14 protein-coding genes are annotated in these 16,187 nt (G+C 61.2%); 6 read left to right on the top strand and 8 right to left on the bottom strand.

Features of this window, described 5'->3' with window-relative positions; all coding sequences use genetic code 11:
• Positions 1-83: 83 nt before the first annotated feature.
• Entirely contained in the window at positions 84-1,160 is a 1,077-nt protein-coding gene (gene mtnA, locus AC3A5O_RS10260; protein WP_305483021.1) for an S-methyl-5-thioribose-1-phosphate isomerase, read from the bottom strand.
• A 106-nt stretch (positions 1,161-1,266) separates the two neighbouring features.
• On the opposite strand from mtnA, the gene AC3A5O_RS10255 reads away from it, so the two are divergent.
• From AC3A5O_RS10255 to AC3A5O_RS10235, 5 genes are all read left to right on the top strand, one after another.
• Positions 1,267-2,598: a TRZ/ATZ family hydrolase gene (locus AC3A5O_RS10255; RefSeq protein WP_487753164.1), complete on the top strand. Its 1,332-nt coding sequence runs from the start codon at positions 1,267-1,269 to the stop codon at positions 2,596-2,598.
• Positions 2,599-2,661: 63 nt separating this feature from the next.
• Positions 2,662-3,360, top strand: a complete 699-nt coding sequence (ubiG, locus tag AC3A5O_RS10250) for a bifunctional 2-polyprenyl-6-hydroxyphenol methylase/3-demethylubiquinol 3-O-methyltransferase UbiG (protein ID WP_060738595.1) — start codon at positions 2,662-2,664, stop codon at positions 3,358-3,360.
• 4 nt (positions 3,361-3,364) lie between these two features.
• Entirely contained in the window at positions 3,365-4,036 is a 672-nt protein-coding gene (mupP, locus tag AC3A5O_RS10245) for an N-acetylmuramic acid 6-phosphate phosphatase MupP (RefSeq protein ID WP_122568964.1), read from the top strand.
• A 220-nt stretch (positions 4,037-4,256) separates the two neighbouring features.
• Positions 4,257-4,997, top strand: a complete 741-nt coding sequence (locus tag AC3A5O_RS10240; RefSeq protein ID WP_122568965.1) for a YciK family oxidoreductase — start codon at positions 4,257-4,259, stop codon at positions 4,995-4,997.
• Between the two features lie 354 nt (positions 4,998-5,351).
• On the top strand, positions 5,352-6,278 hold the full coding sequence (locus AC3A5O_RS10235; RefSeq protein ID WP_122568966.1) for a GGDEF domain-containing protein: 927 nt from the start codon (positions 5,352-5,354) through the stop codon (positions 6,276-6,278).
• 241 nt (positions 6,279-6,519) lie between these two features.
• Here the strand turns inward: AC3A5O_RS10235 and AC3A5O_RS10230 are convergent, their stop codons facing one another.
• The 7 genes from AC3A5O_RS10230 to AC3A5O_RS10200 all read right to left on the bottom strand — a co-directional run bounded on the left by AC3A5O_RS10230 (position 6,520) and on the right by AC3A5O_RS10200 (position 14,585).
• Positions 6,520-7,290 (bottom strand): iron-containing redox enzyme family protein, encoded by a 771-nt coding sequence (locus AC3A5O_RS10230; RefSeq protein ID WP_436278734.1) that lies wholly within the window; start codon positions 7,288-7,290, stop codon positions 6,520-6,522.
• Positions 7,291-7,367: 77 nt separating this feature from the next.
• Positions 7,368-9,827 (bottom strand): EAL domain-containing protein, encoded by a 2,460-nt coding sequence (locus AC3A5O_RS10225; protein WP_122568968.1) that lies wholly within the window; start codon positions 9,825-9,827, stop codon positions 7,368-7,370.
• 190 nt (positions 9,828-10,017) lie between these two features.
• Positions 10,018-11,844: an ABC transporter ATP-binding protein gene (locus AC3A5O_RS10220; RefSeq protein ID WP_305470274.1), complete on the bottom strand. Its 1,827-nt coding sequence runs from the start codon at positions 11,842-11,844 to the stop codon at positions 10,018-10,020.
• A complete protein-coding gene (locus AC3A5O_RS10215; RefSeq protein ID WP_174553541.1) occupies positions 11,837-12,439 on the bottom strand; it encodes a DsbA family protein in 603 nt (200 codons plus the stop codon). The genes AC3A5O_RS10220 and AC3A5O_RS10215 overlap by 8 nt, the downstream gene beginning before the upstream one ends.
• A 36-nt stretch (positions 12,440-12,475) precedes the next feature.
• Positions 12,476-13,417, bottom strand: coding sequence for an oxygen-dependent tRNA uridine(34) hydroxylase TrhO (gene trhO / locus AC3A5O_RS10210; RefSeq protein ID WP_122568971.1), 942 nt, complete (start codon positions 13,415-13,417; stop codon positions 12,476-12,478).
• Between the two features lie 334 nt (positions 13,418-13,751).
• Positions 13,752-14,051 carry a BolA family protein gene (locus tag AC3A5O_RS10205; protein WP_305470273.1) on the bottom strand — a complete coding sequence of 100 codons (300 nt, stop codon included), beginning with the start codon at positions 14,049-14,051 and terminating at the stop codon, positions 13,752-13,754.
• A gap of 12 nt (positions 14,052-14,063) precedes the next feature.
• Positions 14,064-14,585: a DUF2059 domain-containing protein gene (locus AC3A5O_RS10200; RefSeq protein WP_122568974.1), complete on the bottom strand. Its 522-nt coding sequence runs from the start codon at positions 14,583-14,585 to the stop codon at positions 14,064-14,066.
• A 202-nt stretch (positions 14,586-14,787) separates the two neighbouring features.
• Between AC3A5O_RS10200 and AC3A5O_RS10195 the strand changes: the two genes are divergently transcribed.
• Positions 14,788-16,182, top strand: a complete 1,395-nt coding sequence (locus AC3A5O_RS10195; protein ID WP_122568975.1) for a class II fumarate hydratase — start codon at positions 14,788-14,790, stop codon at positions 16,180-16,182.
• The last annotated feature ends 5 nt before the right edge of the window (positions 16,183-16,187 follow it).

Here is a 16,187-nt window from a genome sequence, read left to right as displayed (position 1 = left end):
ATGCCTGAGACTTCGGACACAACACAAATCCAGTGTGGGAGCGAGCTTGCTCCCGAAGGCGATGGATCAGACACCCCAAATCTTCAGTGCAACCGCTTACGGCACATCAACTGCGCAAGCTTCGCGGTGTCTGGACGCTCGATGATGCCCTTTTCCGTGACGATAACGTCGATCAAATCCGCCGGGGTGACATCGAAGACCGGGTTGAAGGCGTCCACCTCCAGGCCGAGCCCCTTGCCGTCGATTTCCAGCAGTTCGCGCCCGTCGCACTCCTGCGCCGGAATGTCATCGCCGCTGGCCAGGCTCATGTCGATGGTCGAGCTCGGCGCCACGACCATGAAGCGCACGCCATGGTGCATGGCACAGACCGCCAATTGATAAGTGCCGATCTTGTTCGCCACATCACCATTGGCGGCGATGCAGTCGGCACCGACGATCACCCAGGTCACCCCCTTGGTCTTCATGATGTGGGCAGCGGCGGAATCGGCGTTGAGGGTCACCGGAATACCCTCGCGAGCCAGTTCCCACGCCGTCAGGCGCGAGCCTTGCAGCCACGGACGGGTTTCGTCGGCATAGACGCGCTCCACCATGCCTTCGATATACGCCCCCCGGATGACCCCCAAGGCCGTGCCGAAACCACCGCTGGCCAGGGCGCCGGTGTTGCAATGGGTGAGGATGGCCTGGGCGTTGCCCTGGTGCTTGCGGATCAGGTCGACGCCCAACTGGGCCATGGTCAGGTTGGCTTCGCGATCGCTCTCATGGATCGCAATGGCTTCGGCCTCCAGCACCGCCAGCGGCTCGGCATGGTCTTTCAAGCGGCCCAGCCGATCGCGCATTCGATCCAGCGCCCAGAACAGGTTCGCCGCCGTCGGCCGGGCCTCGCTCAGCAAGGCAAAATCGACCTCCAGGGCCGCTTGCCAATCACCGCCCTCGGCCATCCTGGCCCGCGCCGCCAGCACCACACCATAAGCGGCACTGATGCCGATGACCGGCGCACCGCGCACGGCCATCGAGCCAATGGCCTCGGCCACGTCGGCGACACGGGTGCAGGCGATCCAGTTCTCCTCGAACGGCAAGATACGCTGGTCCAGCAGGTACAGGACGCCATCACGCCAATCGATGGCCTTCACCTTCTCCGCAGCCAATAGTCGATCGCGCATCCTTCACCCCGTACTCATGAACAAAAGCCGCCGATTATAGCGATCCCTCCGCGAAGACGCTCGGGTATACTTCGCCATCCTTTATACCCCATGGAACCGTTCCACGATGCCCAAGCCTGCCGTTGTGCTCGACTTATTATTGCTGCCGACCTGGTTGGTGCCTGTCGAACCCGCCGGTGTAGTGCTCAAGGATCATGGCCTGGGCATTCGCGACGGTTGCATCGTGTTCATCGGCCCACGGGCAGAAGCCCTGAAGTGTGACGCCACCGAGGTCCGTGAACTGCCCGGCATGCTGCTCAGCCCCGGCCTGATCAACGCCCACGGCCACGCGGCCATGACCCTGTTTCGCGGCTTGGCCGACGACCTGCCCTTGATGACCTGGCTGGAACAGCACATCTGGCCGGCTGAAGCCAAATGGGTCGATGAAGATTTCGTCCGCGATGGCACCGACCTGGCAATCGCCGAGCAGATCAAGGGTGGCATCACCTGCTTCTCCGACATGTATTTCTACCCCAAGGTCGCCAGCGAACGCGTCCACGACAGCGGGATTCGTGCGCAAATCGCCATTCCGATCCTCGATTTCCCGATTCCCGGTGCCGCCAGCGCCGACGACGCCATTCGTCAGGGCATCGAATTATTTGGCGATCTCAAGCACCACCCACGGATCAAAGTCGCATTCGGTCCGCACGCGCCCTACACGGTGGGCGACGAGAACCTGGAGAAAATTCGCGTAATCGCCGAGGAACTGGACGCGGCTATTCATATGCATGTTCACGAAACCGCCTTCGAAGTGCAGCAGGCTGTGGATAACACCGCTGAGCGACCCATGGCTCGCCTCGGGCGCCTTGGCCTGCTGGGGCCACGCTTCCAGGCCGTGCACATGACTCAAATCAGCGACGAAGACCAGGCCTTGCTGGTAGAAAGCAATTGCAGCGTGATCCACTGTCCGGAATCGAACCTGAAGCTGGCCAGCGGTTTCTGCCCGGTGGAACGCCTGTGGCAGGCCGGCGTCAATGTCGCCCTCGGCACCGACGGTGCGGCGAGCAACAACGACTTGGACCTGCTCGGCGAAACCCGCACCGCCGCCCTGCTGGCCAAGGCCGTCGCAGGTTCGGCCACGGCCCTGGATGCCCATCGGGCGCTGCGCATGGCCACGCTCAACGGCGCCCGGGCGCTGGGCATCGAAGCGACCGTCGGCTCCCTGGAAGTCGGCAAGGCCGCCGACCTGGTGGCCTTTGACCTGTCGGGCCTGGCCCAGCAGCCGATCTACGACCCGGTGTCGCAGTTGATCTACGCCACTGGCCGCGATTGCGTCAAACACCTGTGGGTAGGCGGCAAGCCATTACTGGAAGATGGCCGACTGACCCGCATGGACGAACCGACACTGATCGCCACGGCCCAGGCCTGGGGTCGCCGCATCAGCGGCCATAACGAATAACCGCGCCCCTTGAGCCACGGCTCGGGGCACCTGATTTTTCAAGCTTTTCGAGGATCTGCACATATGAGCAACGTCGACCACGCCGAAATCGCCAAATTCGAAGCCCTGGCCCATCGCTGGTGGGACCGTGAAAGCGAATTCAAACCGCTGCACGACATCAACCCGCTGCGGGTCAACTGGATTGACGAGCGGGTCAATCTGGCCGGCAAGAAGGTCCTCGACGTCGGTTGCGGCGGCGGCATCCTCAGTGAAGCCATGGCCCAGCGCGGCGCGACGGTTATGGGCATCGACATGGGCGAAGCGCCGCTGGCGGTGGCGCAGCTGCATCAGCTGGAATCGGGCGTCAGCGTGGAATACCGGCAGATCACCGCCGAAGCCCTGGCCGAAGAAATGCCCGGCCAATTCGACGTGGTCACCTGCCTGGAAATGCTCGAACACGTGCCGGACCCGTCCTCGGTCATCCGCGCTTGCTTTAGCATGGTCAAGCCGGGCGGCCAAGTGTTCTTCTCCACCATCAACCGCAACCCGAAGGCCTACCTGTTCGCCATCATCGGTGCCGAATACATCATGAAGCTGTTGCCACGGGGCACCCACGACTTCAAGAAATTCATCCGCCCTTCCGAACTGGGCGCCTGGAGCCGTGCGGCCGGGCTGACCGTCAAGGACATCATTGGCCTGACCTACAACCCGCTGACCAAGCACTACAAGCTGGCCGCCGACGTTGACGTCAACTACATGATCCAGACCCTGCGCGAGGAGTAAGTCGATGCGTCTCAAAGCGGTTCTCTTCGACATGGACGGCACGCTGCTCGACACCGCGCCGGATTTCATCGCCATCTGCCAGGCCATGCGCGCCGACCGTGGCTTGCCACCGATGAACACCCAGCACATTCGCGACGAGATTTCCGGCGGCGCCCGGGCGATGGTCGCGGTGACCTTTTCCATGGACCCGGAATCACCGGGGTTCGAGGACCTGCGCCAGGAATTCCTCGACCGCTACCTCAAGGGTTGCGCGGTCCACAGCCACCTGTTCGACGGCATGGCCGAGGTGCTGGCCGATATCGAGGCGGCCAACCTGATCTGGGGCGTGGTTACCAACAAGCCGGTGCGTTTCGCCGAACCGATCATGCAGCAACTGGGCCTGGCCGAGCGTTCGAAAGTGCTGATCTGCCCTGACCACGTGAAAAACAGCAAGCCGGACCCGGAACCGCTGACCCTGGCGTGCAAGCTGCTCGACCTGGACCCGGCCAGCGTGCTGTTCGTGGGTGATGACCTGCGGGACATCGAGTCTGGCCGCAGCGCCGGCACCAAGACCTGCGCGGTGACCTACGGCTACATTCACCCGGACGACAACCCCAGGCACTGGGGCGCGGATGCGGTGATCGACCACCCGGCGGCGCTGCGCGAGGTGCTGGATAACGCGTTGTGCGGTTGCTGAGCTGATTGTTGTGGTGAAGGGATTTATGTGGGAGCAAGGCTTGCCCGCGATGAAGGCGATGCGGTCTTTCAGAAATCGAGGCGCCTGTTTCGCGAGCAAGCTTTGCTCCCACAGCTTGCTCCCACATCACGGGGATAAATCCCTCGCCACAAAAAGCTCGTTCGCCATGAGCGCTGTGCGCCACCAACCCCGTGCCGCTTTATTTTGTTGAGGTTCTTTTATGTTTGATTATTCCGCCCGCCCCGACCTGCTCAATGGCCGGGTGATCCTGGTCACCGGTGCCGGTCGCGGGATCGGTGCCGCTGCGGCGAAAGCCTACGCCGCCCACGGTGCCACCGTGCTGCTGCTGGGCAAGACCGAAGCCAACCTGACCCAGGTCTACGATGAAATCGAAGCGGCCGGTCATCCGCAGCCGGCGGTGATCCCGTTCAACCTGGAAACCGCGCTGCCGCATCAATACGACGAACTGGCGGCGATGATCGAAACCGAGTTCGGACACCTGGACGGCTTGCTGCACAACGCCTCGATCATCGGCCCGCGTACGCCACTGGAGCAATTGTCCGGTGAAAACTTCATGCGCGTGATGCACGTCAACGTCAACGCGATGTTCATGCTCACCAGCACCTTGCTGCCCCTGCTCAAGCTGTCCAAGGATGCGTCCGTGGTGTTCACCTCCAGCAGCGTCGGCCGCAAGGGTCGGGCCTACTGGGGCGCCTATGGCGTGTCCAAGTTCGCCACCGAGGGGCTGATGCAGACCCTGGCCGACGAAGTCGATACCGTCGCCGCCGTGCGCGCCAACAGCATCAACCCCGGCGCCACCCGCACCAGCATGCGCGCCCAGGCCTATCCGGGAGAAAACCCGCTCAACAATCCGACGCCCGAAGCGATCATGCCGGTCTACCTGTACCTCATGGGCCCGGACAGCACCGGCGTCAACGGTCAGGCATTCAACGCGCAATAGTGAACCGAGGCCAGCATCGCGACGATTTACCGTCGCGATGCTGGCCTTCGTCGACGCCAAACCAGGCGAACCGCCAAGTCCACGTCGCCCCTGCTTCCGTGACTCGCTATCAATTCATTGATTTCTAATCGGTTTTTACGCAAGTGAACCGAATGGCACGACTTTCGCTCTAACCTCTTCAAACATGCCATCTTTGGCAGGTGACGGACGTTGAGACGAGACTTATGCCTGCCATGTAAAGCGGACTAAACTCAAATCAGTTGTCCTACGGGACTGAAGGACCAGTACGACGCGCAGCCCAAAGCCGCCACACCCAACCTGTCGGGACGATTTAGCTTAGGGGCTAACGCCATTATGAAAACGCCCACCCAGATCAACGCGATCGACTTCGACAGCGCCAAATTGCAGCGCCTGGGCCTCGCCCAGCCATCGCCGCTCGCGGCACGCTCCGTCAGTCTGTCGCAATTGCGCCAGCAACTGAGCCAGCAACTGCAGACCAGCCTGGAGCCACAGCGCATCCTGGGCCTGTTTTTCCGCGAAATTCAGCGACTGGTGCCCCTGGATGCGTTGGCCTATCAGCACAAAGCCAGTGACCTGCGCCTGGAATTTGGGCAACGCGGGCATCACACCCTCAGCTATAACCTGAGCCATGAAGGCGAACACCTGGGTGAACTGGTATTCCGCCGTAACCAACGTTTTACCGAGGCGGAACAGAGCGATCTCGAGTCCGTGATGTCGACGCTGTTGTATCCACTGCGCAATGCGCTGCTCTACCGCGCCGCGACCCAAAGCGCCCTGCGCGATCCGCTGACCGGTACCGGCAACCGCATCGCCATGGACCAGACCCTGATGCGGGAAATCGACATGGCCAAGCGTCATTCGCAACCCTTGTCGGTGCTGATGCTCGATATCGACCATTTCAAGCGCATCAATGACAGCCATGGTCACGGCATTGGCGACGAAGTGCTCAAGGCCGTGGCCGAGTCGATCAAGAGCCAACTGCGCAATGTGGACATGGTGTTCAGGTTCGGCGGTGAAGAATTTCTGATCCTGCTGGCCAATACCAGCCGGGATGCGGCGGCCATGGTCGGTGAACGGCTGCGTTATGCCGCCCAGGCCCAGGATTATTTCGCCGCAGGCACAAGGATCGAACTGACGGTCAGCCTGGGGTGCGCCACCCTGTTACCGGGGGAATCCTCGGAAAGCCTGCTACGCAGGGCCGACAGCGCGCTGTACGTGGCCAAGCGCGAAGGCCGCAATCGACTGGCGATGGCCGGCTGAAAACAACTGTGGGAGCGACGGCAGCACATTCAACATCTGCGTAAGCTGACCCACCGCTATCGCGAGCAAGCTCGCTCCCACATGGGATTGGCGGTGGATCGGGATTTGGCAGTCACCCAAACAACTGTGGGAGCGAGCTTGCTCGCGATAGCGGCCTGGCAGTCAACCTCCCCGTCGACTGTCAGACCTCTTCGCGAGCAGGCTCGCTCCCACAGGTTGTGGCTATCTGTAGCGGTAGTAATCAGCTCCCGGCCAATGCCAGACGCTCACGGGGGGATGAAGACTTACTCACCGTCTCCGCCTGTTCCAGCTGCATGCAACGCTCCAGGAACAGATACATGTAGTCATAGCTCTTGCACACGGCCTGGCGCAGCTCCGTTTGCAGGGCCTTGCTCGGGTTCATCCCCGCCAGCGTACAGATGATTTCCAAGGCTTCCCAAGGATGGGCATCGTCGTACTGGGCATGCATCTTCAGCCATTTCATGGCGCGCTTGCGGTCTTCCTCGGCGAAAGCAGCCGCATAGACACCGTTGGAACACACCAGCGCCGACCACTCTCCCGTGGCACCCTCGATGGCATAGTTGGTCGCGGCGATGGCCACGATCAACGCGTCCGAGGAACTGGTGTGCCAGCACCAGTGGCTCAAGGCATGAAGCTCAGGCGGTACTTGCTGGGCTTGCAGGTCTTCCAGGGTCACGCCATGGGCGGCGCTCCAGTTGACCCAGTAGTCAGCATGGTTGAGTTCGACACGAATGTTGCGCATCAGCCAGCGACGCGCCATGTCCTCGCCAGGGTGGCGGGCAAAGCGGGTCTTGGTGAGGTTCTGTGCCATGTATAAAGCGAACTGTTCGACGACCGGCCAACCACCAATGAGGTAGTGGCGCATGGTCTTGGCGCTGAGCTTGTTGTCGCGCATGCGCTGATACAGTTCGTGTTCGACAACCCGGCGCTTGCTCTCGCTGCAATCGGTAATGAGCTGTTGTGCCCATTTCGGATAGCTTGTGGCGTCCATGAGCGGGCCTGTTCGGTTGAATGTGTCGATCACTGTCGGGCTCCTTTTGATTGTGATTTTTTCGGATCAACAAGAGTTCAGCGGAACGTGCCGGGGGCCTTGAATAACAACGGCTGGGGCCTGGCCGGCCGACATTGCAACGTGTCGCAGGTAAACAATTGCGGGCGTTCGATCACATACCCTTGAGCGTAGTCCACCCCTATCTCCAGCAATGCCTGCTCGATCTGGGCAGTTTCTACAAACTCGGCAATCGTGCGCTTACCCATGACGTGACCGATGTGATTGATCACTTCGACCATTGCACGGTTAATCGGGTCGTCCAGCATATCCTTTACGAAACTCCCGTCGATCTTCAGGAAGTCTACAGGTAAATGTTTCAGGTAAGCGAATGAAGACATTCCGGCGCAAAAGTCATCCAGCGAAAAATAACATCCCAAGCTCTTGAGTTCATTGATAAAGCGGATCGCACTGCCCAAATTCGAAATAGCGCTGGTCTCTGTAATTTCAAAACAAATCATTTCCGGCGGAATCGAGTAGGCGGCGAACTGTTTACGCAGGAAGTCGAGGAACGCCTGATCTCCTATAGTTGTGCCTGACAGATTAATCGCACACATCGCCATGGGTCCCTGTCGCGATTCATTCAGGCATTGGCGGATGATCTTGAAGACATTTTCCACCACCCAACGGTCCAGGGAGGTCATCAGGCCGTAGCGTTCCGCCGCGGGAATGAAGCTGTCCGGCAGGATCATGCGCCCGGCTTCGTCATGCAGGCGCAACAGGATTTCAATGTGTCCGCCACCATGATCGCCCGGGCCCAGCGCGGCGATTTCCTGGGCATACAGACAGAAGCGATTTTCCTCCAGGGCCATGTGCAAGCGCTGCACCCAGGCCATCTCACCAAAACGCAGGGACAACTCCGAGTCGTCGGCATGATAGACCTGGACCCGGTTGCGCCCCTTTTCCTTGGCCATATAACAGGCCATGTCGGCGGCCCGCAGGGACGCCTCCAGGGTCGTCGGGGTCTGGGCGATATGCACCAGGCCGATGCTCACGGTGGTCACGAACGGCCGGCCCTTCCAGACAAAGTGCAGGTTCTGCACGGTCTGGCGCAGCCCTTCGGCGATCTTTTCCGCCGCCTCCGGCGAGCAGTTCTCCAGCAGGATCCCAAACTCATCGCCGCCCAGTCGGGCCAAGGTGTCATTTTCCCGCAGCCCCGATTGCAGCAAGGCGCAAATGTGCCGCAACAATTCGTCACCCGCCGCATGGCCGCAGGTATCGTTGACCAGCTTGAACTGGTCCAGGTCGAGAAACATCAAGGCATGGCGCCCGACCTGACGAGTGAGGTTGTGCAAGGCCTGCTCGAGGCGATATTCAAATTCCCGGCGGTTGGCCAGGCCGGTCAGGGCGTCATGGGTGGCCTGCCACGACAGGTTGGCGATGTATTGCCGCTCCTGGGTCATGTCATGCAGCACCAGCACGGCGCCGCTGACTTTGCCAGCATGGCGGATCGGCGCGCCCACCAGGGTGACCGAGACGGTGCTGCCATCCAGGCGCTGGATCAGTTTCGAATGTTCGCTGGCGCCACTGAGCCGACCGCTGAGAATGTGCTCGATCAGGGTCAGGCCCTCCGCCTGGGCGTTGTCATCGAGCAAATTGAACAGCGCGGCCAAGGGTAAGCCCGTGGCGTGGTCGGCCTTCCAATGGGTCATCGCTTCGGCGGCGGGGTTCATGTAGGCGATGGCCCCCTCCACGTCGGTGGTGATTACCCCATCGCCGATGGATTGCAGGGTGATTTGCGCCCGCTCTTTCTCCACCTGCAGCGCATTGGCGAACACCTGTCGCTGGGTCAGCAACTTATGAGTCCGCAACAGCGCCAGGACGATCAATCCCAAGGCCGTGGCGAAGTTGGTCACCAGCAAAAGCCGCAGGATGAAACGCGAGCCCTCGCCCAATGCATCACTGAATGCCTTGGCAGCCGGCGTCACGGAATCGTTGATCGCAAAGATCTGGGCCTTCCAGCCGCGGACATCCAGCTCCGATGCCTGGCCTGCGGTAATGCTGCCGTGCATCTGCCGGGCGACGTTATTGAGTTCGATCAGATAGCCGTCGCCCACCGTCCAGAGATCGATGGCCTCTTCCAGGTAACTGAAGTGACGAAAGTTCAGATAAAGCCAGATCAGGCTGGACACATCGTCCGGGTGATTACCGCCCTTGAGGATACCGGCCCGTGCCGCGTCCAGGTCCGGCGGTTCACGGTCCAGCGCCACCCGCAGTTCGTGGCCGCCCTCGGGAACGGCGATGGCTTGCTGAAATTTGCGGAAAATCGCTTCGTCGCGGCTGTCGGCGTAGAGGTTGAGGTAATAGATGGCGTCTTTCTGGCCCTTGGACCAGAGACTCTCCCCCGCCACATAGCCGCGAACCGCGGACAGCACGTAAAGGCTGACGCCGCCCAGCAATGCCTGAAATAGCACAACGGCAATAAAGGGCCAGACGATGCCCAGCAGCCGTGGTGTTCCGAGAGTCTGCTTTTGCTTCATGAGGTCCCTTGCACAGGTATTGCCGGACGAACACCCGCCAGAATTCCGCTCCTGACTCAACAGCCTAGGCTAGTTTTCGACCCTTCGAATGAATGGATGAACAGATCGACAGACTTTGCGTGGAATTTGGAAAAGTCGGCGGGTTTGCCTGCTTTTTTTCCGATACTAAACACAGAAAACCGCGGGAAACTCAAGGCTGCTGTATCTGTTGCAAATGACCGTAGAGACGAGCGTACAGGCCCCCCTCGGCAATCAACTGCAAATGGTCGCCGTCTTCGGCGATTTGCCCACCGTCGAACACCAATACCCGATCGGCCTGCTTCACCGCCGAGAGCCGGTGGGCGATGATCAAAGTGGTCCGCGCACTCAAAAAACGCGCCAGGGCCTGGTGAAGGTTGTACTCGGTGGCCGCGTCCAGGGCCGAGGTGGCTTCGTCGAGAATCACCACCCGTGGGTTGGCCAATACCATGCGGGCGATGGCCAGCCGTTGGCGCTGCCCGCCGGACAAACGCACCCCGGAACGCCCAACTACGCTTTCCAGGCCCTGGGGCAACGCCCGTACCGTGGCGTCGAGCTGGGCGATTTCCAATGCCCGCCAGCAGTCGTCGTCGCTGCACTCACGGCCCATGGCGAGGTTGGCCCGTACCGTGTCGTTGAACAGCGCCGGATGTTGTAACACCACTGCCACATTTTCCCGGATGGTTTCCAGGCCAATCTCCTGCTGCGTGGCGCCACCGAAACGAATGCTGCCCGACTGCGGCGTGTACAGCCCCAGTAACAACTGCACCAAGGTGCTCTTGCCGCCGCCACTGGCCCCGACGATAGCGACTTTCTCGCCCGGCGAGATGGACAGGTTCAACTGGTCGAGCACCAGTTCCTCGCCGTAACCGAAACTCAACCCCTGGATCTCGATGCCCACGGTGTCACGGCCCTTGAACGGATCGACGACGCCCGTGTATTGAGGCTCGTCAGCCCGGGCCAGCAGTTCATTGATCCGGTTCAAGGCCCCGCCGGCAGCGTAATAGGCGTACTGCAGGTTCAACAGTTGCTCGACCGGACCGATCATGAACCAGAGGTAGCTGAACACCGCCAGCATCTGGCCGATGGACAGGTCGGAAAACACCACGGTGAGCATGGCCGCCGCGCGAAAAATATCGATGCCGAACTGGAACAGCAAACCACTGGCGCGGTTCGACGCGTCGGTTTTCCACTGTGAATTCACGGCGTAATCGCGGACCTCCTTGGCACGCATCCCCAAGCGGCCAAGGAAATAACCCTGGCGGTTGCCGGCGCGCACTTCCTGGATGGCATCCAGGGTTTCGGTCAAGGCCTGGGTGAAGCGCGAGGTGCTGTCGTTCTCCAGTTTCTTCAGGTGTTTGACCCGCTTGCCCAGCTGTACCGTGGCGTAGATCACCAACGGGTTGAACAGCAGGATCAGCAGTGCCAGTTCCCAATGCATCCACACCAGAATCCCGGCAGTGCCCACCAGAGTCAGCATTGCCACCAGGAAACGGCTGAGGGTCTCGCCGATGAATTTGTCGAGGGTGTCCAAGTCAGTGACCAGGTGGGCCGCCACGGTGCCGCTGCCCAGGCTTTCGTACTCGCCCAGGGAGATTCGCTTGAGGCGTTCGATCAAGCGGATGCGAATGCGATAGACAATGTCCTTGGCCAACCTGGCGAACAACCGCGCCTGCACTACGTTGAACAGCAAGGCGCCACAGCGCAGGGTCAGAGTCGCCAGCAACATCAGCCCGATATAGCCGGCTGCGCTCTGCCACGCCGTTGGCAAGGCATGGTTCATGACTTTCAGGGCAGCATCGCCGTGGCCCAGCAGGACTTCGTCCACCAGCAATGGCAACAGCAACGGAATCGGCACGCTGCACAGCGTCGCCAGCACGGCCACGCCGTTGGCGATCCACAGGGCTTTTTTATGCTTGAGGGCCAGGCGACGGATTTCCGCCCAGCTCAACCGATCAATGCGCCGCGAGGCCGATGGGTCTGGCGGCCGCTCAGGCACAGGCCGCGCGCTCCAGCCAGCGGCCAAGCAACGGCGACAACTGGCTCAGGGGCTGGTAGCCGTTGGTCAGCAAGGCCAACTGGCCATCACGCTCGGCCAACAGCGTGGGGAACCCGGCAATGCCCAAGTCCTGTACCCAGGTGAAATCCGCCGCAGTGGCCGCATGTTGGTCGGCGCGGTCGAAGGCTGCGGCGAACTCGATGCGGGGCAGCCCGGCCTGTTCGGCCAGTTCCACCAGGACGCTGGCGTGGGTGACGTCGCGACCTTGCACATAAAAGGCCTGTTGGATCAGTTTCACCAGCTTCCAGGCCAGGTCCGGGGCCAGGCTGCGAGCCGTCACCAATGCCCGGCAGGCAGGCTCGGTGTCGTAGACGAAACCGTCCGGCAACGCGCCTTCCAGCTTGAAGGGCTGGCCGGTGGCCTGGGTCACGGCCTGCCAGTGCTCAAGAATGTAGCGCCGGGTGGTCGGCTCCAGCGCCGAACCGCTGCCGGTGCGCAAACCACCCACCACCAGGTGCAACTCCACCCCCGCGGCCTGAGCCTGCTCGACCAATGCCTCGGCCACTGGCGCAAAGCCCCAGCACCACGAACACATCGGGTCCATCACATAGAGCAGGCGTGGCGTCATGGTTCAAGCCTCGGAAGATGTCTGCTTGTAGTTGTAGCCGATCGGGTGCGGCATGTTGCGCGCCTTGGCCAACTCGATCTGCTTCTGCCGGTCGATGGCGCTGCGCCGGGTTTTCTCGCTCAGCTTATCCCAGCAATGCGGGCAACTGATGCCAGGCACGTAGTGCTCCGAAGCGCGGTCTTCTACGCTCACCGGGGTACGACAAGCATGACATTGATCGTAGTCCCCTTCGGTGAGGTCGTGGCGAACGGTCACGCGGTTATCGAACACGAAGCAGTCGCCGCGCCACTTGGTTTCTTCCTGAGGCACCTCTTCGAGGTATTTCAGGATGCCACCCTTGAGGTGATAGACCTCGTCGAAACCCTGGCCGAGCATGTAGCTGGAGGCTTTTTCACAGCGAATGCCACCGGTGCAGAACATCGCGACTTTCTTGTGCTTGGCCGGGTCGAAGTGGGCCTTGATGTACTCGGGGAACTCGCGAAAGCTGGTGGTCTTGGGGTCGATGGCGCCTTCGAAGGTGCCGATGGACACTTCGTAATCGTTGCGAGTGTCGATCAACAGCACTTCCGGGTCACTGATCAGTGCGTTCCAGTCCTGCGGCTCGACGTAGGTACCGACTTGCTTGTTCGGGTCCACGCCTTCGACGCCGAGGGTGACGATTTCTTTCTTGAGCTTGACCTTGGTGCGGTAGAACGGCTGCTCATCGCAATACGACTCTTTATGGTCGATGTCGATCATGCGCGGATCGTTCTTGAGCCAGGCCAGCAGGCCGTCGATGCCTTCGCGGGTGCCGGAAACCGTGCCGTTGATGCCTTCTTCGGCGATCAGCAACGTGCCTTTGATGCCGTTGTCGAGCATGGCCTTGAGCAGGGGCTCACGCAGCTCGACGTAATCTTCCAGGGTGACGAACTTATACAGTGCCGCCACGACAATGGGTTGTGTCATGGGTGTTTCTCCAGGTGGCTACCCTCGCAAAGGGTGAACCGGATGCGAAAAAAAACGCGCCGGGTGAGCGGCGCGTTGCGGATTCTAACAAAAAACAGGGGGGTTGCAGACAGCGATTGCTGTGGGCCACAGTACTGTGAGGATCACTCTGTGGGAGCAAGGCTTGCCCGCGATAAAGTTGACGCGGTCTCTCAAAAACCGAGGTGTCTGCATCGCGAGCAAGCTTTGCTCCCACAGCGCCTGGCTCCCACAGCGCCTGGCTCCCATAGCAGCTTTGCTCCCATAGCAGCCTTGCTCCCACAGACTCAAGGTTTTGCCATCCACAGCAGCCCGCTCAGTGCTTGCTACCACCGGCACAGGTCGGCGAAGCCGGGGCCGCGTCGATCTGCGCCCACTCTGCGGGCGTATAGGTGTGCAGCGCCAACGCATGAAATTCGCCCATCAGCTCGCCCAGCGTGCCATAGACCTTCTGGTGACGCTTGACGCGATTGAGCCCTTCGAACTGCTGGCTGACCACCACGGCCTTGAAGTGGGTCTGCAGGCCACGGCTGTGCATGTGGCTTTCATCCAGCACTTGCAAGTGCTCGGGCTGCAACAGCCCAAGCGTTGATTCGATGCGTTGTTGCATGCTCATACCGGGCTCCGCTTACGGCTTTTTCTTGGCTGGGGCAGCGGCTTTTGGCTCGAGCTCGGCCGTCATGTCCGCCAGCAGCTTGTTGACCACCGGCACCGCGCTTTCAAGCTTGGCCTGGGTCAGTTGGGCCGATTGCTGGGTCAGCTGCGGCATTTTTTCCAGGACTTTCTTGCCCAATGGCGATTGGTAGAAAGCGACCAGGTCCTTGAGCTCCGACTCGTTGAAGTTGCTGGTGTAGAGCTTGACCATGTCCGGCTTGAGCTTGTTCCAGCCGATAGCTTGATCCAGTGCGGCATTGGCCTTGGCCTGGTAGGTTTCCAGGGTGGCTTTTTTCGACGCAGGGGCCTTGGTCTGTTCAAAGCGCTGGGCAAACATCTGCTGCACTTGCATGTACACCGGAGTACCCAGTTTGTCAGCGTGCGCCAGGGTCAGGAACGCTTCGGCGCTGGCGTTGTGGCTGGCGGTATCGGCGAAAACAGGGCCGCTGGCACACACCAGAGCAACTGCGGTACAGATGGCACGAAGACGGGTCATCGAGTTTCCTTTCATTACAGGCGAGGTAGAACCCCAAGGGCGACCATTCTGCGCCTAAAAAACGCCGGGCCTCAACCCCGATGGCTGTCGGGTCCGATTGACGGGCCGAACCCACCGCTCCTGGATTGAGCGATGATTGAGGGAACCGGTGCCGCCCATCTGGGCCTAAACTGCGCATTCAGCCTTTCAGGAGTTTGACCCGATGAGCCGTATCGAAACCGACAGCCTTGGCCAGGTTGAAGTCCCGGACGACGCCTACTGGGGCGCCCAGACGCAGCGCTCCATGATCAACTTCGCCATTGGCAACGAGCGCATGCCGCTGTCGGTGTTGCACGCCTTGGCACTGATCAAGAAGGCCGCCGCGCGGGTCAATGACCGCAATGGCGACCTTCCCGCCGACATCGCCCGCCTGATTGAACAGGCCGCCGACGAAGTGCTCGACGGTCAGCACGACGACCAGTTCCCGCTGGTGGTCTGGCAGACCGGCAGCGGGACCCAGAGCAACATGAACGTCAACGAGGTCATCGCCGGGCGCGCCAACGAACTGGCCGGCAACCCCCGCGGCGGCAAGAGCCCGGTGCACCCCAACGACCACGTCAACCGCTCGCAGAGTTCCAACGACTGCTTCCCCACCGCGATGCACATCGCCGCCGTCCAGGCCGTCCAGCAGCAATTGCTGCCGGCCATCGGCGAGTTGTCCGGCGGGCTGGCAGAATTGGCGGCGCGCCACATGAAACTGGTCAAGACCGGCCGTACCCACATGATGGATGCCACGCCGATCACCTTTGGCCAGGAATTGTCGGCGTTCATTGCCCAGCTCGATTACGCCGAACGGGCAATCCGCGCCGCGCTACCGGCGGTCTGCGAGCTGGCCCAGGGCGGCACGGCGGTGGGCACCGGGCTCAATTCACCCCATGGTTTTGGCGAAGCGATTGCCGCTGAACTGGCGGCACTCTCCGGCCTGCCGTTCGTCACCGCACCGAACAAGTTCGCGGCGTTGGCCGGTCATGAGCCCCTGACCGCCCTGTCCGGCGCGCTGAAAACCCTCGCGGTGACTCTGATGAAAATCGCCAACGACCTGCGCCTGCTGGGCTCCGGGCCACGGGCCGGGTTCGCCGAGGTGAAATTGCCGGCCAATGAACCGGGCAGTTCGATCATGCCCGGCAAGGTCAACCCGACCCAATGCGAAGCCCTGTCGATGCTGGCCTGCCAGGTCATGGGCAACGACGTGACCATCGGTTTTGCCGCCAGCCAGGGGCATTTGCAGTTGAACGTGTTCAAACCGGTGATCATCCACAACCTGCTGCAATCGATTCGCCTGTTGGCCGATGGCTGCAGCAACTTCCAGCATCACTGCATCGCCGGACTCGAGCCGGATGCCGAGCAGATGGCCGCGCATCTGGAGCGTGGGTTGATGCTGGTGACCGCGCTGAACCCGCACATCGGCTACGACAAGTCGGCGGAAATCGCCAAGAAAGCCTATGGCGAAGGGCTGACCCTGCGTGAGGCGGCGTTGCAGCTGGGGTACCTGACCGATGAAGAGTTCGATGCCTGGGTGAGGCCGGAGAATATGCTGGAGGCGGGTAGCCAGGGCTGAGCCTG

The sequence above is a fragment of the Pseudomonas sp. Soil_N_39 genome, from assembly GCF_057655955.1.
Note: the sequence above shows the minus strand (reverse complement) of the source record. Positions and strands in the feature narration are given on the sequence as shown.